General features: G+C 56.4%; 14 protein-coding genes. 3 read left to right on the forward strand and 11 right to left on the reverse strand.

The features are described 5' to 3' along the window. Window positions 1-12: 12 nt before the first annotated feature. Window positions 13-1,545, forward strand: coding sequence for a histidine ammonia-lyase (gene hutH / locus KQI65_12730; GenBank protein MCB2205601.1), 1,533 nt, complete (start codon window positions 13-15; stop codon window positions 1,543-1,545). A gap of 27 nt (window positions 1,546-1,572) precedes the next feature. Continuing rightward, on the forward strand, window positions 1,573-2,151 hold the full coding sequence (locus KQI65_12735; protein MCB2205602.1) for a CBS domain-containing protein: 579 nt from the start codon (window positions 1,573-1,575) through the stop codon (window positions 2,149-2,151). Between the two features lie 77 nt (window positions 2,152-2,228). Here the strand turns inward: KQI65_12735 and KQI65_12740 are convergent, their stop codons facing one another. The 11 genes from KQI65_12740 to KQI65_12790 all read right to left on the reverse strand — a co-directional run bounded on the left by KQI65_12740 (window position 2,229) and on the right by KQI65_12790 (window position 20,544). Then, window positions 2,229-4,103 (reverse strand): glycosyltransferase family 39 protein, encoded by a 1,875-nt coding sequence (locus KQI65_12740; GenBank protein MCB2205603.1) that lies wholly within the window; start codon window positions 4,101-4,103, stop codon window positions 2,229-2,231. A 28-nt stretch (window positions 4,104-4,131) separates the two neighbouring features. Then, window positions 4,132-5,355 carry a T9SS type A sorting domain-containing protein gene (locus KQI65_12745; GenBank protein MCB2205604.1) on the reverse strand — a complete coding sequence of 408 codons (1,224 nt, stop codon included), beginning with the start codon at window positions 5,353-5,355 and terminating at the stop codon, window positions 4,132-4,134. Window positions 5,356-5,515: 160 nt separating this feature from the next. Beyond that, window positions 5,516-9,292, reverse strand: a complete 3,777-nt coding sequence (locus KQI65_12750; protein ID MCB2205605.1) for a T9SS type A sorting domain-containing protein — start codon at window positions 9,290-9,292, stop codon at window positions 5,516-5,518. A 303-nt stretch (window positions 9,293-9,595) separates the two neighbouring features. Then, on the reverse strand, window positions 9,596-11,332 hold the full coding sequence (locus tag KQI65_12755) for a T9SS type A sorting domain-containing protein (GenBank protein ID MCB2205606.1): 1,737 nt from the start codon (window positions 11,330-11,332) through the stop codon (window positions 9,596-9,598). Window positions 11,333-11,374: 42 nt separating this feature from the next. After that, on the reverse strand, window positions 11,375-11,872 hold the full coding sequence (locus tag KQI65_12760; GenBank protein ID MCB2205607.1) for an NADH-quinone oxidoreductase subunit I: 498 nt from the start codon (window positions 11,870-11,872) through the stop codon (window positions 11,375-11,377). Window positions 11,873-11,899: 27 nt separating this feature from the next. Continuing rightward, window positions 11,900-12,925 (reverse strand): NADH-quinone oxidoreductase subunit NuoH, encoded by a 1,026-nt coding sequence (gene nuoH, locus KQI65_12765; protein MCB2205608.1) that lies wholly within the window; start codon window positions 12,923-12,925, stop codon window positions 11,900-11,902. A gap of 14 nt (window positions 12,926-12,939) precedes the next feature. Further along, window positions 12,940-14,643: a (2Fe-2S)-binding protein gene (locus tag KQI65_12770; protein ID MCB2205609.1), complete on the reverse strand. Its 1,704-nt coding sequence runs from the start codon at window positions 14,641-14,643 to the stop codon at window positions 12,940-12,942. 9 nt (window positions 14,644-14,652) lie between these two features. Further along, entirely contained in the window at window positions 14,653-15,864 is a 1,212-nt protein-coding gene (locus KQI65_12775; GenBank protein ID MCB2205610.1) for a pyridoxal phosphate-dependent aminotransferase, read from the reverse strand. A gap of 144 nt (window positions 15,865-16,008) precedes the next feature. After that, window positions 16,009-17,304: an insulinase family protein gene (locus KQI65_12780; GenBank protein MCB2205611.1), complete on the reverse strand. Its 1,296-nt coding sequence runs from the start codon at window positions 17,302-17,304 to the stop codon at window positions 16,009-16,011. A gap of 23 nt (window positions 17,305-17,327) precedes the next feature. Next, window positions 17,328-18,179: a PAS domain S-box protein gene (locus KQI65_12785; protein ID MCB2205612.1), complete on the reverse strand. Its 852-nt coding sequence runs from the start codon at window positions 18,177-18,179 to the stop codon at window positions 17,328-17,330. A gap of 154 nt (window positions 18,180-18,333) precedes the next feature. Further along, on the reverse strand, window positions 18,334-20,544 hold the full coding sequence (locus KQI65_12790; protein MCB2205613.1) for an ATP-dependent RecD-like DNA helicase: 2,211 nt from the start codon (window positions 20,542-20,544) through the stop codon (window positions 18,334-18,336). A gap of 16 nt (window positions 20,545-20,560) precedes the next feature. Between KQI65_12790 and KQI65_12795 the strand changes: the two genes are divergently transcribed. Continuing rightward, window positions 20,561-20,974, forward strand: coding sequence for a secondary thiamine-phosphate synthase enzyme YjbQ (locus tag KQI65_12795; GenBank protein MCB2205614.1), 414 nt, complete (start codon window positions 20,561-20,563; stop codon window positions 20,972-20,974). Window positions 20,975-20,981 lie beyond the last annotated feature (7 nt).

Below are 20,981 nucleotides of genomic sequence, written 5' to 3' on the forward strand. Positions count from 1 at the left end.
CTCCAAAAGATTATGCACACGCTCTATATTGATGGAAATTCCCTGACACTGGAAGATACCGTTGCGGTTGCCGAAGGCACGCTTCGGGTGGAGCTTGCCGATGAGGCACGTCCTCGCATGCAAGCCTCGCGGGAACTGGTGGAACAGTGGGTACGGGACAACAAGGTGATGTACGGAATCACCACGGGTTTCGGTGAATTCGCCAACGTTCATATCGGCAGGGACAAGCTTGCGGAACTGCAGCGGAATCTGATCGTGAGCCATGCTGTTGGCTGCGGGGATCCGATTCCCAGACATATCACGCGTATTCTCATGCTGCTTCGCGCCAATGCCCTGGCGAAGGGGCATTCCGGCATTCGCATCAGCACCGTCGAACATCTGCTCGCGATGCTCAACGCGGACATCATTCCCGTCATACCGTCGCAGGGGTCTGTCGGCTCGAGTGGTGATCTCGTACAGCTCGCGCACCTGGTCTGCGGGATGATGGGACTCGAGCAATGCTGGGACGATAAGATGGGAGAGCGTCCGAGCAAGGAGGCGCTCGCAGGAGCGGGTCTCGAACCGGTCGTACTTGACGCCAAGGAGGGACTGGCACTCATCAACGGCACTCAGATGATGACAGCCTACCTGTGCTGGACTACCGCGCGTGCGAAGGCGCTGCTGCGCACTGCGGATATTTCAGGGGCAATGACGCTGGAGGGCTTGCTCGGCACCACGAATGCCTGTGATCCTGAGCTGCATGCCGTTAGACCGCATCCCGGTCAGCAGGCCACCGCACGCAACATTCTGCGTCTGCTCGAGGAGAGCGAAATCCGTGAATCCCATCGTGAAGGCCACGACGCAGTGCAGGACGCGTACTCGCTGCGCTGCATGCCACAGGTACACGGCGCTTCCCGCGATGCTGTCACCTATGTCGAAGGCGTACTGCTGCGTGAGATCAACGCCGCAACCGACAACCCCCTGATCTTTCCCGAAAGCAAGCGTCTCATCGAAGGTGGAAATTTCCACGGTCAGCCGGTTGCGCTGGCTGCTGATTTCCTCGGTATCGCCCTTTCCGAAATTGCGAATATTGCCGAACGCCGTATCGAACGCATGGTGAATGGCAAGCTGAGCGGACTTCCCCGCTTCCTGACCGAACAGGGTGGCCTGCACAGCGGACTCATGATCGCCCAGTATACGGCAGCTTCACTCGTTTCGGAAAACAAGGTACTGGCACATCCCTCAAGCGTCGATTCCATCCCGACATCTGCAAACCAGGAAGATCACAACAGCATGGGCTCGATCGGAGCACGTAAAGCCTGGCAGATTATGCGAAACGTGGAGAACGTGCTTGCGATTGAATTCCTTACCGCCGCCCAGGCGTTGGATTTTCATCCACAGGGTATGGGACGCGGAACGGCCGCCGCGCATGATTTGATTCGCAATGAGGTCGCGCATCTTGATGAAGACCGCCTCTTGCATGAGGACGTGCGGCGAATTGCGCGTCTCGTGCAAAAAAATAGTATCTTGAACATCGTCGAACAGGTTATCGGTTCGCTGGAATAACAGTCCACAGGCAGGAAAGCAGACCCTATGAGCACAGAGCACGATATGGACTCGGCCCTGGACGCCGGAGACGAGCAGAATCCACCCGCACTCGAGGTATCCGATTTACGCATGTCCCTGCGAAGCCTCATGAAGCCCGCCATCACCGTGGAGATCGATACAACGGTACAGCAGGCGGTGCATCTCATGCAGACGAAACGAATCGGTTGTGTGCTGGTGACAAGCCATGGTAAGTTGCTGGGTATATTCACGGAACGGGATGTGCTGAAAAAAATTCTTGGCGCAGCCTTCGATCTCCGCAGCACACCGATTACAGAGGTGATGACCATCAATCCACAGGCGCTGAACGAGGATGATACCATCGCGTACGCCTTGAATTTCATGGATCTCGGTGGATACCGCCACATTCCGTTGGTAAACGATAATTTTGAGCCTGTTGGACTGGTTTCGGTCAAGGACATCGTATCCTACCTGGTGGCGCATTTTGCGGACGAAGTGCTGAATCTTCCTCCGCATCCGCTCGCGACATCGGAAGAGGACATCCCCATTCCCGATGATGGACTTGCTGATCCTGATGATGCCGGGGACGACGACGTCGAGGCCTGACGGCATACAATTGCTGAGACACAAAAACGCCACATCATCGGGATGTGGCGTTTTTTTTTCAACATTATATACCCGTGTTACTCCTGTGACGAGGAGCGTGTCAGCAGCTGCTCGATTCTCACCAGATCCTGTCGCACCGCAGCACGCGCATTTTCATCACGCTCGAGCTCAAGGTAAGCCCGCAGCTGTTGTGCGGCTTCCTGCAGTCTGCCGGCGCGAAAGAGAAGCAACCCGAGGTTGCGATGTGCCGCGGCCAGTCGCGGATCATGTTCCAGAGACTTTTTCCAATACCCGTAGGCATACTGCGGCTTATTCGCCTGCATCCAGAGGTTGCCGAAGTTGAAAAACGCCAGCGCATACGTCGAATCCTTCCGTATCGCGGCACGATACTGTGCCGCAGCTTCATCTGATCGCTGCTGCGCCGCGAGCGCATTTCCCAGATTGGTCATTCCCTCTGCGCTCTGTCGTTCTTCGACCGCATGCCTGAATTCTTCCTCCGCCCTCGCATAGTTTCCCTTCCCGAACGCCGACTTTCCAAGCTTGATATATTCGAGTGAGAAATCCTGTGGCTGCGCAGGCTGCAGAAGCAGAAGCAAGCCGCCAGCCAAAACCGTCGCAGCAACGGGGACTCGATACGTGCGCATATCTACTCGCTTCCGGATGCCTTCATACAGCAGCATCGCAGCGGCTCCTGCATAACAGAACAGCAACGGCATGACTGGCAGACGCATACGCGTGCTGATGAAAAACACCGCTGTCACCAGCACAAACGTCAGCAGGAACAGGGCTGGCAGCCAGGAAGATATCGGCGGAGCTTTTCGAAACAGCATGCCCAGACCGGCAGCACTGAAGAGGAACAGGACGGGGAACGCCGCCTGTGGCAGCGCCGGCAACGCCCCGTACCGCGTCACGAAGAACTGCAGACTCATTCCCAGTTGATCAATCTCATGCGGATAAAAGAAGAGGATGAGCTTCCGCAGGTAAAGTGTAATGGCGTCCACCGGATGCTTCCCCATCCACGACAGTGCCCGATCCCGCCACCAGGCGGACAGTTCAGATGCATTGAGTTCCCTGCCTGTCTGCTGCTCCGCCCACGCCCTTCCTCCCAGATCCGCATCCAGATCAACGGGCTCAGGCATTGTGTACTGTCCCTCCGCCTTCGCATTGTTCCCGGCGTACAGGTTGAATCCGAAAGATGCGGTGACAGGGAGGAACACACCTTCCGTCGTTGCATTATGGACTGTTGTTGGAAGCAAACACAGCAAAACAAGAGCCGTGTATAGCAAAACGTTGACCTTCTGAATTTTCTCTCTGAGTGCAGGAAGGAACATCCATGCCAGCAGAAACACAGGCAGAAACAGCAGGACGCTCGCACGCGTCATGCCCGCGAAACCCAGTGCGAGCGCGGCAAATATCCAGTCCCTGCGCTGGTGCAGGTCGACGGCTCTCAGAAGAAAAAACACCGCGAGCATGACGAGCAGCGTCAGCAACGATTCCGTCAGCAGCAATCCGTCAAAATAAATCAGTGGTGCATATATGGCTGTGAGTGCGCCAGCGATGATGCCGGCTCCTGCCGAGTGCATCCTTCGTCCAGCAAGCGCAGCCAGGACTGCCGTCATTGCCCCAAAGCCGGCCTGGAGAATGCGCATCCAGAGTTCCATGTTCCCGGTAACTGCAGATACTGCGGCCAGCAGGTAGGGATAAAGAGGCGACATGAAAAACGCCTCCCGTATTCCACCAGCGGAAAGAATATCCGCAGAGAGTTGTACGTAGAGGCGAGAATCCGAAAAATGCTCGAGGTAAAACGGAGTTTCCTGCAGACGCAGAAGGAAGATCAGGCGAAGTCCGGCACCAAGCGCAGCTATCGCGATCACGGCAACAAGGAAGCGCTTCCCTGTCCCGCCGTTGTGCTCGGAAGGTTTCCGCTTCGTTCCTGCAGGTGCTGTTCCCATATCCAGGTATTACGCGTCTAACGATGTCTTATCGCGTCAACGACATGCGGCGCATTTCCATGTGTGCACCGGCGCTGAGGCGATAGAAGTACGTACCCGGAACGAGGCCATCGAGAGAGACCTCGATGAAATGTCTTCCTTTCGCATACTGTCCCTCGGCAACGGTTCGAATCTTGCGGCCCAGCGCGTCATAGAGATCCAGTTGCAGCGTTCCGGCGTCCGCCATTTGCAATGCGACAGTAGTCATACCGGTCGCGATGGAGGCGGGATTCGGGTAATTCTGTGCCATAAGAAAGCCAGTACTGCGCGGGACATGAATCTCTACGGTCGGTGAGAGCTCATTCGTCCCATCAAAATCAACCTGTCTCAACCTGTAGACTACACTCCCATCTTCCTGCGCCGCAAGATCAGGGTGCTCGTCAATGAACTGATAATCCTTCCGCATGCTTGTACTGCCATGTCCCTGCACGAAGCCAATCTGCTGCCAAATCCTTGGGCCGGCTGCGGATGAAGCAGCGAGGCGCTCAATATGGAAGCCCATGTTATTTTCTTCTGATGCTGTAGACCATGACAGCTGTGCCTGGCCTTCAGTGTACCTGGCGGTGAAAGACTGCAATTCCACGGGATAGCCATCAGGGTAGCACACCCGGGCTTCCGCCCAGAGGTCCACACTATCCTGCCGAGCCAATCCCAGCTGATTCTTGACAACGAGTGTGGCAAGCGTCGTATCTCCCGCGCTCCCAATGGTCACAGAACGACGGGGGTTATCGGCGGGAGTTCTGAGAAGGATGCGTGCCACATCGCCGGAAGGACCGCGCAGTCTCCAACTCAACCAGAAATCAGCAGGTGTGGGATACACACGTGCAGTGGGATCGTCTACCTGGAATTCGACGATGTAGTATGCATCAGGGACATTCCCCTGAAGGTTGGGTGGAATGAGCAGAGAGAACTGATCGAGAATGACCTGCTGCGGGAGCTGGTCCTTCAGTACGCGAAGATCCAGTGTATCCGGGGTCAGTCCGCTGGTCGTCGCACGTGCTACACCAAACCCGACAAAGGCAGAGTCCACGTCCGTTTTGTAACTGACAGACATACGCACGGCCCACCATGACGTCGGCATCGCCTCGGTGTATGCAAGCGTCTGTCCCGTAGGATTGAAATAACGCAGGGGTTCACAGGGTGGCAGTGTCTGCGCAATGGCGGTGGACATGAATACGACAATCAGGAAGGGGTACAGCGTATACAGGCGCATAGATATCATCCAGTCGGGTTCAGAGGAATAGTTCAAAGTAAAAAGAATGTGGAAAACTTCCCACAATCCGCGGCAGGTGCGTTACAAAAACAACCCTCCCCGCAATGCGGGGAGGGTTGAAGAACGGACTGATGTCCGAGTAATGCGGGGAAACCTCCGCTTACTTGGACAGCATCATCTTCTTCGTGCTCGTGAAGGTGCTTCCGCCATCGGCGGGGATAGCATCGAGACGATAGAAGTAGCTGCCGGACGGAACTTCGACGCCGCTCTGGTCCACGCCCTTCCAGCTGATAGTGTACGTACCGGCATCCTGCGCCTGGCTGACGAGCGTTGCGACCTCGCGGCCGAGCATGTCAATGATGCGCAGAGAAACGGTGCTGTTCTTTTCAAGCGTGTAGGAAATGGTCGTGGAAGGATTGAACGGATTCGGGTAGTTCTGCTCGAGAGCAAATGCACCTGCGACAGGCGGCTTCTCAGTCGGAATCTGCTTGCGGACACTCGGCACGGTGTAGACAATGCCGAGGTTGCCGTTGAACTCATTCACGAAAGTGATGTCGCCGTATGCACTGGTCTTCGCGACCGGCAGTGCGTTCGCAAACGCTTCGTTCACCGGACCATCCTTCTTGAAGGAATGTTTGGTCGGCTTGAGCGTAAGATCCTGTGAAGCGATCCAGGTTACGAGTTCTTCCTTGGAGGAAACCTCGGGGAACTCAACCGTCGGCTGCGGGGGAGCAGCAACAACGGTGGGAGCGTTCGGATTCACAGCACTCGGAGCAATCTCGAGGCTGCTGTAGTCCGGCGTCCATGCGCGTTCGATGTCATAAAGAGCATCGATCTTCTGGACGAGCGCTCCGAATTCGGCATTGCGCTCGTAAACGAATGCAACGTCGTTGCCCTTGGCAACTGCGGCGGACAGCTCAGCATCGGCGGCAGCGTTCATGTCGCCGGCGAAGTAAATCGTGCTGTTCTCGCAGGTGGCGAGGCTGGCTTCGTCGAGGTTGACCAGTGCCGGCTCGATGCCACGGCTGCTGACGACATCGATCAGCTCGTTGAGCTGGTTGCGATTGGTGTTGTCGTCGAATGCGATAACCGGGGTGGCCTGGACAAGCAGGTCGTATTCGATGAGGTCATTAACCGGATTCTGATCGTCAGGGTTACGCGTGAAGTATGCCTTGATGTGATAGATACCGCCATTGGCAGGCGTCCACTTGGCCATGTTAATGGTCAGCGTCTGGAAGCCCTGGATGCCGTTGTACGGCGCATTGGCGATGTTGATCATATCACTGTAAAGCAGGTTGTTTCCAGCGTCATAGATACCGAGATAGACGTTGCAGTCCTTGGTAAGACCACCCTGGTCGGAGTTCGCGGTAATGTTGACGGAAGGAGTGACTTCCTGACCAACGGCAATGGCTTCCGTCGGGGAGTTCTGGCTGCTGAAGCGCACCCAGTTGACGGAGAAGTCATTGAGCGTGGTCATGTTCACGCGCATCGGGAAGGTGTGGTTCGAGTAGTCCTGCGCTGCGGACTGTGCGGAACCCCAACCCACCGCCGGCGGAGCAGTGTTGTCGAGCGACAGGTAACCAAGCATGGTACCGGTGCTGCTGGTCGGACCGAGAGGACCGAAGTTGTCACTGAACAGATAGTCCCAGTAACGATCAGTCAGTGCAGGGATGGCGCCCCAGGTGTAGGGATACAGCAGGATGCCACCGGTGCTGACCTGATCAAGTGTGAAGACATACGAACCCTGCGGGAGATCCACCGAACCACCGGCGGCCACATCCGGATTGCCATTGGCATCGACCGGATAGATCGGGAAGGTACGCCAGTTGCCTTCGACGTATGCTTCCTCGAGAACCGTGGTGGAACGACCGACGAGCGTCAGCGGGGCTCCGGCGAAACCGTTGGAGGTCTTCCAGATACTGATGCGGGCGTCAGCCTTCGGGGTAATGGGTGCGGTACCATCGTCGAACTTGTAGTCAACGCTGGAAACCTTCGTCGTCGGGACACCGAAGAGCGAGAACGTCACACCAATACCCTGTCCGTTACCGAGCACGGCGGTGGCGACTGCGTTCACGTTCTGCGGATCAATATACTTGTTCCACTGGGTGAGCTTGTCACCGAAGTAGGAAATCGAAATCGGATTGACGTCAATCGCGGGGGACTCAAACTGATTGTCCGCCAGATCGTCGTCGTAACGCGCCTGCATGAGGTTGACGCGAAGATTATAGGTGCCCTGCGGGACCTGAATCACGTCAGCATTCACGAAGGAACCAGGCACGGCGGCATTCTCATCGAGCGTACCGGGGTATGCATACGGACCATGATAGTGCGTTGCCGAAGGCGGCGCGTAGTTGTTCTGATCCACGGCCATGATACGCTCGGTACCGACGGCATCACGCGGATACATTTTCTGCGTCGACCAGAAAACCAGCATGGGATCCTGGACCTGCGCATGCTCCTTGTGCGGCGGAATCACACCGATAACATCGGAGAGATAGCCAACCGGCGAAGCAAATTCACCCGGGATCTCAACACCGGCCAGAGGACCGACAAATCCCTGATGACGCTCGGGATCGGGCACTTCACCACCACCGACCACGTACTCAACCTGCAGATAGGTGACGCGGATGTGGCCGTAAAGCGGACCGTTCTCGTTGAAGGCATCATAGACGGTCACATAGTAGAGACCATCGACCGGGAATCCATCGAGCGAGCTCAGCGGCTGCATCGGCTGGAAGTCACCGGTGAAAATCGGCGGCGCTGCGGGTGCGGGGGGCACGCCGACGCCATTGTCGATCTGTGTGGTGGCGAGATCGTCGAAGGTCACACGGTCATAACCGGTAAGGTCAGCCGGCGACGGGGAGATGCAGGCGGCCAGACGGACACCACCAAAGGCGCCGGAAGGACCCTGCAGGGCGGATGCGACAGCATTACCCTGACCGGAAGGCCAGCCACCGATATACTGCTTTGCCTTGTAGCCGGGATCACCCATGCCAGGAGGTGCAGGCAGCGGAAGATTCAGATCGCCATCGGGCACGCGACCGAAATAGATCGCGATATCCTCGGTCAGACCCTGGATGGGGCTGGCGGGATAGGTCGGCTCGACAGTGATGGTGACGCGGAAACGGCCAGAGGGGTAACCATTGGCTTCGGTTCCGATGAGTGCTCCGGGATGTCCGGAAATCAGCACGGGGAAGCAGTCGCCGTTAAGACCCACAAGCACACTGGGGTCGTTCGGGTAGTTGCACTGGCTGCCCGGGCTCTGCGCACTTCCGTCATTCGGAATCTGCGCGAGGTTGTTGGGATCGCCGAACTGTGCGGCGACACCGTTGATCTGGCCAAACAGGTTTCCACCACCCGGCCACAACACGTTGATGGCGGGGTTGAAGGGCTGAATCGGCTCAACGATCTGCTCGTTGAAATACAGCACCCATGACTCGAGGAAACCATCCTGAGGAATGGCATTGATCGAAGCGTTGCGCTCATCCTTGATCTCGATCTGCCACCAACCCTGTGCGATCACACCGTTCATCTGTGAGAGCGGGGTTTCAGGAGCAATTGGACGATCATTGGGCTGGTCGCCCCAGGAGTTCGCCCGATCACGGAAGAGGAGATGGGAGCGCTCGGATCCGATCGAGCCGTAAAGCGGCGTGGAACCGAGATTCCCGCTCTCCGCTTTCAGCACTACCTGCACACCCTTGGGCGAGGTAAGCGTGATGCGAAGGGTCGAGTACATGACGACCTTGGCATACATGGAAACGCGCACATCCGAAACCGGAACGGCCGCGGGAACATAAATCGCGTCGAGCGTTGTCTGTGCGCTGCGAATCGGGAGATGGGGATTGCTGCTGTACTTATACGTACCGTTCGCAAAACCCACCTGCGTCAGCAGTATGCCTAGAAGAAAAACTGCAGAAAGAAGAGTCAACTTCTTCATGAAATACCTCCTAGCAGTTGGGGAATAATTGAGCAGTTATGGTTCATCAGCTTCTGTTGTATTTGTAAGCGTGATTCAGAAAGCCTGTAGAAAAACGACGGTCCAACGGACTCCGGGAGCGACAGTCGCGTGCAGAGATTTTTTCCAGTTGCTCCAGAGTGGTATCCGTGTAACCAATGCGTTTCTTAATAGATAAGAACAAGTTAACCATGGGGTGTACGAATGTCAAGCGATTCCAGCGCCGTTTTTCAGGGGGAAATGGCCGCTTTAAGGTGATGGAATGACCGGCATCCCGTTCGTGAGTCAGCGTGCAAGATACATTTTTTTTGTTTGCGAACCAGCGCCCGTACGCATTTTGTAAAAATACATTCCGGCCGGATAATCCCCGGCTTCGAAGACGGCGGAATAATCGCCGGGATCCTGTGATTCCGAAACCAGCGTCACCACTTCGTTTCCCATCATGTCGTATATCGTGAGCTGCACCCGGGTGCGTTTGCTCAGTGTGTACGGGATCTCCGTGCTTTCACTGAAGGGATTGGGGTCATTGTCTCCGAGTGAGAAATTCAGGATGGCCTCCAGGCCGATGGGGACTTCCTCCGAAAACAGGGCCGTACCATCGGTATTGACCTTGCGGAGACGGTAATACGCGACTCTGCGTCCTCCCCAGGCATCGGTGAGCAGATAAACCTGATGCCGCTCGAGGAGACGCAGCGGTTCAACCCTTTCAAATACGGTGTATTTCCCGGATGCACTCCGTTTTTCCACTTCGTAATATTCCACCTTTGATTCATCGAAGGTTTCCCAGTTCATACGCACCGTATCATCAACCAGCTCCGCATTGAACGCGAGGAGCTCGATGCGCAGAGGCGTGGTCGAAACGACAAGACGAGGTAGATTGTATGCGGTCAGCGCGAGACTGTCTCCCTGCGCCTGGGCCGGGATTCTGCCATCGGCCCCACCGTCAAAAGAGAAAAGTGCAAGCAGCGAGGTTTCGTAGCCGCTCAGTGCAAGATCCTTGTAATACGCGATCTCCTCTTCACTGCGGCAGCTCTCCCATACGCGAAGCTCTTCGAACTGTCCGCGCGCAAAAACGCTGTGCGCGAGGTTGCTGCCGAGCAGCAGCTGATCAGCGGAGACAAGGCGCATGCGTGGAGGCAGATGCAGGGTATCGGCGGCAATCCCGTCAATGAACAGCATCGCCTGCAGGCTGTCACTGCACCAGCTGGCGGCAATGTGGTGCCACGTCCCATCGGCGACGAAGGTCCGTGTATGGGTGGAATACAACCGGTCACCATCCGCCGCCATCAACTGCACGGCCCCTCCCGCATCCACATCCATCGCGAAGGGGAATGCGGTCGTGAAGTCGTCGGGACGCGTACTGAGCAGCGGGAAATCGAAGGCGGAAGTGCGAAACCAGAATTCATAGGTAAAATCCCTGCGCAGCTGCGGAAGCAGACTCGCCACCGCCGGGAACGAACAGAACTGCCGCGCCCCTGAAAGCTCGAGGGCAGCGGTGCCGTTTCGCTCCGGATAGATGACATGCACAGGATGTGCACGTACCGAACCGAGGCTGTCCACAAAATTACTGGCTTCGGCAGGATCGGTGCTGCGCCAGACAAGTTTGCCGTTGACCTCCGTGGAAATCCCTGCAATAAACTTCAACTGGTACTGCCCTGTCGTCGCCGGGGTCATGCGCAACAGAACGCGAACGTCCGCATCCGTATCCCTGCTGTAGCGGATGCTGTCGACAAATGCCATGACATAGTGGCCCGCTTCCGCTTCATAGTGTGATGCGATCTGCGCGTTGCTGCGCAGGGGACGACGCGCACGATCGGAGACGTAGAATGCGCTGTTGACTTCGAAACTGTCGGGCAGCTGCACGACGAGTCCGACCATTCCCCCTCCTCGCCCGATGACCGACCCGTCCACCGATACAGTGAATGCCTCGCCTACCGCAACTTCAGCGGGTACGTGGATGTGATCGATGAGCGACAGACAGCCGGATAAAAGGAATATCGCCCCGAGAAGGGGCGATATCACATTCATTCTGCCGACGCTGCGTACCATGAATGGGGAGAGAAATCAGCGGTGGGCACGGAGAAATTCAAGACGCGGACGCAAGGTCTCGACGGGAGTCAGCAGCTGTTCTTTTCCGAGCACGGCGTCCTCGTACCTGGTAAACACCATCTCGTATCGCTGGCTCATGACGATCGCTTCTTCGGGACAGACTTCCTCACAGAAACCGCAGAAAATGCAGCGAAGCATGTTGATCTCAAAAAGCTCTGGATAACGCTCTTTCTCATCCTCGGTCTCCGCTGCCTGCACTTCGATGGCGATGGCGGGACAGACTCTCGAACAGAGTCCGCAAGCGACGCAGCGCTCCACACCGTTTTCCTCCAAAACGAGCACCGGGGCACCACGATAGGATGCGGGTGGAATCCATTTTTCCTCCGGGTACTCACGGGTGTCCTTTTTCTTGAGCATCTGCTCGAGCGTGAGTTTCATGCCCTTGAGGATTTCGGGGATGTAGATCTTTTCCCAGAAACTGAGATTGTATTTATCCTGTGACTGCACTTGCATACTGTATTCCTTTCCTCTCGTTGCTTCTTAAATCAGCAGAATCACGATACCGGTGATCACGACGTTCGCCAGTGCAATCGGCAGCATGACCTTCCATCCGAGATCCATGAGCTGGTCGTAGCGGAAACGCGGTACGCTCCAGCGAACCCACAGGAACACGAAGAGGAAGAAGCCGACCTTGAGCACAAACGCGAGAATCTGAAGGGCAACATTCACGCCTGCCGGGAGCTGCAGGAGCTCGAGGTACGGGACCTGCCATCCACCGAGATACAGCGTCGTCATGATGGCGCTTGCCGTAATCATATTGGCATACTCGGCAAGGAAGAACAAGGCAAATTTGAAGCTGCTGTATTCCGTGTGATACCCGCCAACCAGCTCGGGTTCCGCCTCGGGAAGGTCGAAGGGCGTCCGGTTGGTTTCCGCGAAGGCGGCGACAACAAAGGTGATGAATCCCACGGGCTGCAGCACCATGTTCCACATCCATCCATGCTGATGGGAAACGATATCGGTCAGCTGCAGCGAACCGGTAATCATGACAACGCCGATCACGCTGAGACCCATCGAGAGCTCATAGCTGATCATCTGCGCCGACGAACGGAGTCCGCCCAGCAGCGAGTACTTGTTATTCGATGACCAGCCGCTCAGTGTCAATCCGTACACCCCCATTGACGTCAGCGCCAGTACGTAAAGAATGCCGATGTTCACATCGGCGATGATCATCTTGACCTCACGCCCGAACATGTGAATGGTGTCGCCCGCGATGGGCACGACGGCAAGTGTGCTGAACGCCACGCCGATCGAAATAATCGGTGCCAGGGTGTGGATGAAACGGTTGGCCGCTGTTGGGACGATGTCTTCCTTCAGCAGCAGCTTGATCACATCGGCATACGGCTGAAGCAAGCCGCGCCATCCGACGCGGTTGGGTCCGAGGCGATTCTGGATGAATGCACTGACCTTACGCTCCGCGTACACGAGCTCAGCCACCGTCAGAAGCACCACGGTCAACATGACGACGATTTTGATAAGTATTATGAGAATGTCGGTGATATCCATGATCTCAATGTGGCTTATGAACGAACATCGCTGTACACGTACGGGAGAAGATGCTCAGGCGTTTCACCGGAGAGTCGAACGCCCCAGCGGCCAAGCTTTTCATAGTCCAGACCGCGCAACGCGTCGATGCGGCTGGCCATGTCTTCAAAAATATCTTCAGGGTGATTGAATTTCCACGATGCACCCATGAGCACGGCAAGATTGGTCAGAATCTGACCCGTGGATTTCGCATCGTACTTCTTCATGCGGCCCCAGCGGTCGAACTCGCTGGCGAACTTGTCGAGACGGCTCATGGCGTAGGGTCCCATCCAGCGCTCGTTTTCGGCTGTCACGATGGCCGGATGAAGCAGCTGCAGCTGCTGTTCGAAATTCAGGAGGCTCCCGAACTTCTCTGCAAATGCCGCCGCTGGCAGTACAACATCGGCATGCTCCGTTGCGGGGGACAGGTTGCTGACGATGGCCAGCGTGAATGCAGCTTTCTCCACCGCACTGGTGACACCCTGCACTTCATCCGCCCTGTAGTCGGTAAGCACGAGTGCCTTGATTTTCCCCTGCTGCAGCAATTCGAGAATATGCGTGTAGCCGTGTGCCTCATCCGCAGGCACAAGCCCGACAAGACGGGCACCTGCGCTGTTAGGAGTCTTGTCCGCACGAAGCAGAAATTCGTCCTGGTCCTCCTCCACGACATGAGGCAGGATATCCAGGTACGGCGTTTTCAGCACCTCCCGTGCAAAGCGGGATGCGAGGTAATTATCTTCACACGTATCGAATGCCGATCCGATCAGGGCCGACTGCTCGCCTCTGTAGGTTTTCAGCTCGGAGGACGCGGCAGCAAGCGCTTCGTCCCAGCCGACCGGCTTCAGGCTGCCATCTTTTCGCAGCATCGGCTGCACGACACGGGTTTCCGCGTTGACGTGCTTCCAGCTCTCAAGCCGGCCCTTGTCGCACATCCAGAAATTGTTGACTTCCTGATTCTCACGCGGCGTCAGACGCAAGATTTCGTTCTTCCGCACCCACACGTCAATATTGCAGCCACGCGCACATCCGTTACAAACGCTTGGCGTTTCCGACATGTCCCACGCCCGCGCCTGGAAGCGGAATTCCTTGCTCGTCAGGGCGCCCACGGGACAGATGTCAATCACGTTCATGGAATACGGGTTGTCAAGCTTCTTTCCGGGGAAGGTCTCGATATTGACACGGTCACCACGCTCGACGAAGGTCAGCTGCGGGTAGCCCACGATATCTTCGCAGAAGCGGATGCAGCGGGAACAGGAGATGCAGCGCTCGGCATCGAACATGACATGGGGACCCAGTTCATGACGCTTCGGCTTATGTTCCTTGTCTTCGTCGAAGCGGCTCTCCCCTACCGAAAAGCGATACGCATAATCCTGCAGCTTGCATTCCCCTGCCTCGTCGCAGATTGGACAGTCAAGGGGATGATTGATGAGGATGAATTCCATAACCGCTTCCCGTGCCTGCACAGCTTTCTCACTGTTCACATGCACAACCATGCCGTCCATGCAGCGGGTCGAGCAGGCGATCACCTGCTTGGGCATCTTTTCAACTTCCACAAGACACATGCGGCAGTTGCCGGAAATGGACAGTCCGGGGTGCCAGCAGAAATGCGGCACGTAGATGCCGTTCTCGAAGGCCGCTTCAATAATGGTCTTCGAAGGATCTGTCTGGATTTCCTTACCGTCGATCGTGATGGTAATCATAGACGATCTCTAATCCTTTCTGGTCACATGATTATACTGCTCGATCCCTTTCGCGACGAGTTCCACGGCGCGCCTGCAATCGGGGGCATTGAGCACGTATGCGAGTCGTGCTTCATTGCTTCCCCGCCCCTGCGTGGCGTAAAATCCGGGACCTGGTGCGATCATCGTCGTCTCATTGTTGTCGCTGAAATCGGTCAGCATCCAGGCGGCAAATGCCTCGATGTCGTCCACAGGGAACTGCGCCATGATATAAAACGCCCCGCTGGGCTTGCGGCACAGCAGTCCGGGAATCTTCTGCAGTTCATCGAAGGTCTCATCGCGGCGCGTGCGATATTCACTGATCATCGGATCGAAGTACTTCGCGCCCTCGGCCACGAGTGCGGCTGAACCCACCTGTTCGAGCGTGGCCGTGCATAGCCTGGCCTGGCCGAAACGCAGAACGACATCCATGAAACGCTTGTTTCGGCTGATCACCGCACCCATGCGGCCCCCGCAGAGACTGTAGCGCTTCGAAAGACTGTCCATAACGATGGCATGCTCCTCGAGTCCATCGATATCAAGCACACTCTTCGTTGCACCTTCATAGACGAATTCGCGGTACACCTCGTCCGACAGCACAAAGAGGTTGTGCTTGACGGCGATGTCCCGCACGAGCATCAGTTCCTCATCCCGCAGCACCGTTCCGGTAGGATTATTCGGATTGCAGATGATGATGCCGCGCGTGCGCGGTGTGATATGCTGCTCGATAGCCTCCGCGGCAGGCAGGTGAAAACCGTCTTCCGCCTGCGTGGCGATCGGGACGAGGCGCACGCCTGCCATGATCGCGAACCCGTTGTAGTTGGTGTAAAAGGGTTCGAATACGATGAGCTCATCGCCGGGTTCGGCGACAGCCATCATGGAAAACAGAATCGCTTCACTGCCGCCGGTGGTGATGACAATGTCGTCGTAGGCAAGCGGGATACTGAGTGAATCGTAATACTGCTGCAGACTTTCGATAAAAATTCGTATGCCCTGGGAATTCCCGTAGGCGATGACTTTTTCTTCGTAGGCCCGAACCGCATCGTAGAATTCAGGCGGCGTCGGGATATCGGGCTGGCCGATGTTGAGATGATAGACATGGGTTCCACGCTTCCTGGCTTCGTCCCCGAGCGGTACGAGTTTGCGTATGGGAGAAGCCGGCATGATGGAGGCGCGGTGGGAAAGCTGAGGTGCGGATATCATTGTCAGGTCGTCGTAGTAAAAAACGGTTGAAACGCTTTTATAGACAGCCATTTCAGCATTGGAACGCGTGAAATGGTCCGAATTGGTATAATCCTAACAAATGTAAGGACATAAGCAGCAATTACCAAAAGGACGGGGTGCGGCTTACGTGGCGGGATGCAGACGCATTTCCGTCAGGCGCCGCGGATCGAACAACTGCGCACAGAGGATGCGAAGACTTTCGGGATTCACCTCGTGTACACCGGCGAGCAGCTCCTCGACAGTGATGTCACGCTGGTACACGAGAGCATCTTTCCCGAGACGCGACATGCGATTTGTCATGCTCTCCAAGCCCATCAGCATTCCCCCGATCACCTGCTCCTTGGCCCTGTTAAGCTCACGAACGGAGACCTGGCGCTCAGCCAGTGCCATAAGCTCTTTCAGGATGTGCCCGCGGGCACGTTCGGTCTGTCCGCTCTCCAGTCCGGCATACACACCGAACGTGGAAACGTCATGATACATGGAAAGGAAAGAGTAGATGTTGTAGGCATAACCGTATCGTTCACGCAATCGCTGGAAAAGCCGTGAGCTCATCCCCTCACCAAGCAAGGCGTTGAGAACGGCAAGGGCATGGCGCGTCTTCCCGTGATATCCCTCCGCCATGGCGCCAAGAACGAGGTGTGTCTGCTGGATGGGACGGGGACGTGCATCAGTGCGCGCAGCATGACGCCTGGGACGCGGCCGGACGGCGACAGTTCCGTGCGGGACGGATGAAAATTCCTGTTCGCATATCGCGACAAGTCTGTCATGGTCCACGGCACCTGCCGCGGCAACAACCATATTCTCAGCCGTGTAATGCCTGTTGACAAACTCCTGTAATTGCGCACGCGTGTAGGATGCAATGTTCGCTTCCTGGCCGAGAATGGTCTGCGCAAGGGGATGCTGGCCGTAGAGCAAGGCTTCGAACTGCTCGTGTACAAGATCCTCGGGGTCATCTTCCGCCCCGCGAAGCTCCTCGATGATCACCTGTTTTTCCTTGGCGATCTCCACATCAGGGAATACCGGATGCAGCACGATATCCGCCAGCAGATGAACGGCGCGTGCGAGGTGGGGACGCAGGACACGAGCGTAATAGCAGGTCGTATCCTTTGTTGTAAAGGCGTTGATATATCCACCCACCGCTTCGAGATATTGCGCAATATGATGCGTACGTCGGCGCTGCGTCCCTTTGAACACCGAATGTTCGATGAAATGGGAAATCCCGTTTTCGGCTCCCGTTTCATCACGGCTGCCCGTATTGATCCACACCCCGAGCGCCAAGGAATGCACGGAAGGCACCTGCTCGGTCACGATGCGCAACCCGGAGGCAAGTGTCGTACAACGGTATGCCGTGCCGCTTCCGCTGAGCGTTTGCGCGACTGGCGAGCCGTCTCGAACGCTGTTTTTCCTCTTCGATCGCATGGGTGTCGTATGGAAAAATGTGGTCAATCGGTGGGACGAAGCAGGCAGGTGACCTGATGAAGATGGCCATCCCTGTCACAGAGCGGCATGAGGGTGACACGCAGTGAGACCGTACCGCCGTCGCCGCGCTTCAGCGGGAGAATGATTTCCCGCCGCTCACCGCATTCGAGTCCTTCAAGCACGGCGGTTGTCGACGACGCATGATCGTCGTCAAGAAGAAGCGCAATCGGCTGATCCAGCATCGACTCCCGGTCCCGGCCAAGCATGGCCTCTGCCCCGGTGTTCCAGGTTTTGATATGCAGATCCGCTGTCACGGAAATAATTCCGACCTCGCTGAGTTCGTTGGCGATGCCGCGCATGAGAGATTCATATGCGCTGCTGAAATGCTGACAGCGCTTGAACTCGGTGATGTCCCGGATACTGATGCGGATGCCGATCTGCTTGCCTTTACGCGTCTGAACCGGTTTCCACGAAGCCTGCACCCAACGTGTGTCTCCTTCCCTGGTATGCAGTTTATACTCGACGCCATCATCCGCTTCCCCGTTCAGCGCACGACTCCGGTCTGCGCGAAACTGCTCGAGACTGTCGTCGTGGACCAGATTCTCGAGATGCGCCACACCGTTCATGAAATCCGCGGGTGTAAACCCGAGGATATGTTCACTTGCAGGACTCACGAACTCGTAACTGCCATTGACATTGTACCAGAATTCCAGACTGGTGGTCATGTCCGCGATAATGTGCAGCCGTTCATGCGTTTCGTGCAGAAGTTTCTTGTACTTGTTCTTCTGCGCGGTAAGCACACGGCTCACAGCAGCCCGTTGCGGGTTGGAGAGATTGAGGTTATCGAGGCTTATCGAACGTTTTTTTCGAATCATGGGAATATTGGGCGTGGGGAATTTGTACATCAAATTCTGCGCCTGGCATTCTTGCTCTGCGAGGGACCATCTAATGTAAAAAAAAGCGCGGAGACTACCTATAACGAAGTCTGTCCACGGCAAGCCGATGACGACCTGAGCAGAAGCGCGATGACTAACGGAGCACTTCCTTCAGTCTGTCGCGAAGGCGTCCGTGTCGTGGCTTTTCGAGCGGAGATTGCACCGCAGTGGCAACCGCGGATCGGTGCCCGAGCATGATGAGCATGTCTCGCGCACGTGTCATGGCGGTATACAGCAGGGTTCGCCGCAGCATAATGCGATGCTGCATCACCATGGGAAGGATGACGATCGGATATTCGCTTCCCTGGCTTTTGTGGATGGTGATGGCATAGGCAAGCACCAGCTGCTGGGTTTCATCGGCGGTGTAATCGACATCCCTCCCGTCGAATTCCACGATGAGGCGGTTTTCTTCTTCATCGAATGTGCGGACATACCCGATATCCCCGTTGTACACGTCTTTCTGGTAGTCATTGCGAATCTGCATGACCTTGTCGCCGGCGCGAAATGTCCTGTCGCCGTGATGATATACCACGCGTCCCCCGCCATTGATCGCCTGCTGCAACACGTGATTGAGATGCGTGACGCCAGCCGGCGTATTGTACATGGGCGAAAGCACCTGCACGTCCCTGCGAAGATCGCAATCCACAGCGGTGGGCAGCCGATCGATGATGAGATCACGGATAAGCTGGGCAATATTTTCCCCGGTGCTCACCTCGCGGAAAAACGTCTCCCCTCCCTCGAGCAGCTTGCTGTCGAAGGTGGGCATGAAGCCTTCACGCACACGGTGTGCGTTGCTTACAATACTGCTCTTCTCTTCCTGGCGAAAGATGAGTTTCAGAGTCACGGAGTCGATTTCTCCGCAGCCGAGCATATCGCGCAGCACCGCGCCCGGTCCGACAGACGGCAGCTGGTCCGCATCGCCGACGAGTACGATACGACAGCCCGGGGGACGAGCACGCAGCAGGGCCGCCATCAGTCCCACATCCACCATGGAAACTTCGTCCACGACGAGAATATCAGCCTCGATGGGCGTGGTTTCGTCACGCTGAAAACCACCGGTCACGGGATCGAACTCGAGCATGCGGTGTATGGTCTTGGCTTCGCAGCCTGTTATTTCTGTAATTCTTTTTGCTGCGCGTCCCGTGGGAGCGCAGATGGCCGCACGCCACTTCAGCCTCCGGGCAACATGCAGGATGCCAATCAACGTCGTTGTCTTTCCCGTGCCGGGACCACCGGTGAGGATGCATAAGGGACCCGCGAGGCAGCGGTGGATGGCATCGACCTGCTGGGCATTGAAACGCAGTGCACGATCCTCTTCGACTTCGGTGAGGGATTCGTCGAGGGCGAGATGATCGAGCCCGTTCCACTGCTCGGAAAATGCATGTGCGATGGCTTCGGCAATCTGTACTTCCGCGGCAAAAAGTGCCGGCAGAAAAAGCAGTCCCTCTTCCTCGAGTATGCTCCCTTTCTCCCTGCACTCCGACAATGCTGCGGAGACGGTGGTTTCGTCGACTTCAAGCACAGTAGCAGCGTGATGGAGGAATTGCTCGTAGGGAATGGCACAGTGTCCATCTCTGTTCGCCGCTTCATGAAGCACCCAGCTCAGTCCGGCCTCCACCCGGCGCTCATCTGCGCTCTCCACTCCCATAGACCGGGCGATGCTGTCGGCCACGGTAAATCCGATGCCCTCGACATCCTCAACCAGCCTGTAAGGATTTTCCCGCATTATCGCGACGGCCTCTGTTTTCCATGTATGGAAAATCCGTACCGCCCACGAGGTGCTGATATCATGCTGTCTGAGAAAGAGCATTACCTGCTGCACCCCGCGCTGCTCGTCCCACGATTTCTGAATCGTTTCCAGCTTTTTCTCACCTATCCCATCGATCTCCCGCAACCGGCCAATATCGGTATTCATCACTTCAATAGTGTTCATGCCGAAACGGTCAACGATTTTTCCTGCGGTGCTTATCCCTATCCCCTTGAGGAGGCCGGAAGAAAGAAAACGAATGATACCGTCTTCTGTAACCGGCATCTGCACATCGTAGGAAGTGAACTTGAACTGTTTCCCGTATCGGGGATGCTCATCCCAGCGGCCGATCAGGACATACCTGTCCCCCGGTGCCGGGGATAGCATTTCACCGACGGCGACGATGGGAAAGAGCTCGTTCTCAACCCGCACCCGCAAAACGACGAAAGCGCTGTCAGCCGCAGACCAGGTCACCCTGTCGAGCGTGCCCTCGAGTTTTACCGGCGGTTGCGATTCACCGCGACTGCGATTATCATGTGCGTTCCGTGTATCACTCATGATTCTGGAGCGGGAAGTGAAGTTTCACACTGAATATCTCTGGTTCAATACCCGCACAAAGCGGGAGTACATCAACATCACACGCGACGTCGAGGAAATCCTTGCCAAAAGCGGAATTCGCGAAGGCATGATACTCGTCTCCGCCATGCATATCACAGCTGGCGTCTGGGTCAATGACGCTGAATCGGGGCTGCTGCAGGACATTGACGACTGGCTCGAAGGACTTGCACCGTATAAGGACGGTTACCGGCACCATCGCACCGGGGAAACGAACGGCGATGCGCATCTTAAGAACCTGATCGTGCATCACCAGGTCATCGTCCCTGTCACTGATGCTGCGCTCGACTTCGGGCCCTGGCAGCAGATTTACTATGCGGAATTCGACGGGATGCGGCGGAAACGCCTTATCGTGAAAATCATGGGCGAATAGTACCGCA

This window comes from bacterium, from assembly GCA_020444325.1.
GTDB lineage: Bacteria > Bacteroidota > Ignavibacteria > SZUA-365 > SZUA-365 > BM516.

Excerpts from the sequence above, each read along its gene's own strand:
- hutH (MCB2205601.1), top strand. The coding sequence starts at position 13 with ATGCACACGCTCTATATTGATGGAAATTCCCTGACACTGGAAGATACC.
- KQI65_12735 (MCB2205602.1), top strand. The coding sequence starts at position 1,573 with ATGAGCACAGAGCACGATATGGACTCGGCCCTGGACGCCGGAGACGAG.
- KQI65_12740 (MCB2205603.1), bottom strand. The coding sequence starts at position 4,103 with ATGGGAACAGCACCTGCAGGAACGAAGCGGAAACCTTCCGAGCACAAC.
- KQI65_12745 (MCB2205604.1), bottom strand. The coding sequence starts at position 5,355 with ATGCGCCTGTATACGCTGTACCCCTTCCTGATTGTCGTATTCATGTCC.
- KQI65_12750 (MCB2205605.1), bottom strand. The coding sequence starts at position 9,292 with ATGAAGAAGTTGACTCTTCTTTCTGCAGTTTTTCTTCTAGGCATACTG.
- KQI65_12760 (MCB2205607.1), bottom strand. The coding sequence starts at position 11,872 with ATGCAAGTGCAGTCACAGGATAAATACAATCTCAGTTTCTGGGAAAAG.
- nuoH (MCB2205608.1), bottom strand. The coding sequence starts at position 12,925 with ATGGATATCACCGACATTCTCATAATACTTATCAAAATCGTCGTCATG.
- KQI65_12770 (MCB2205609.1), bottom strand. The coding sequence starts at position 14,643 with ATGATTACCATCACGATCGACGGTAAGGAAATCCAGACAGATCCTTCG.
- KQI65_12775 (MCB2205610.1), bottom strand. The coding sequence starts at position 15,864 with ATGATATCCGCACCTCAGCTTTCCCACCGCGCCTCCATCATGCCGGCT.
- KQI65_12780 (MCB2205611.1), bottom strand. The coding sequence starts at position 17,304 with ATGCGATCGAAGAGGAAAAACAGCGTTCGAGACGGCTCGCCAGTCGCG.
- KQI65_12785 (MCB2205612.1), bottom strand. The coding sequence starts at position 18,179 with ATGATTCGAAAAAAACGTTCGATAAGCCTCGATAACCTCAATCTCTCC.
- KQI65_12790 (MCB2205613.1), bottom strand. The coding sequence starts at position 20,544 with ATGAGTGATACACGGAACGCACATGATAATCGCAGTCGCGGTGAATCG.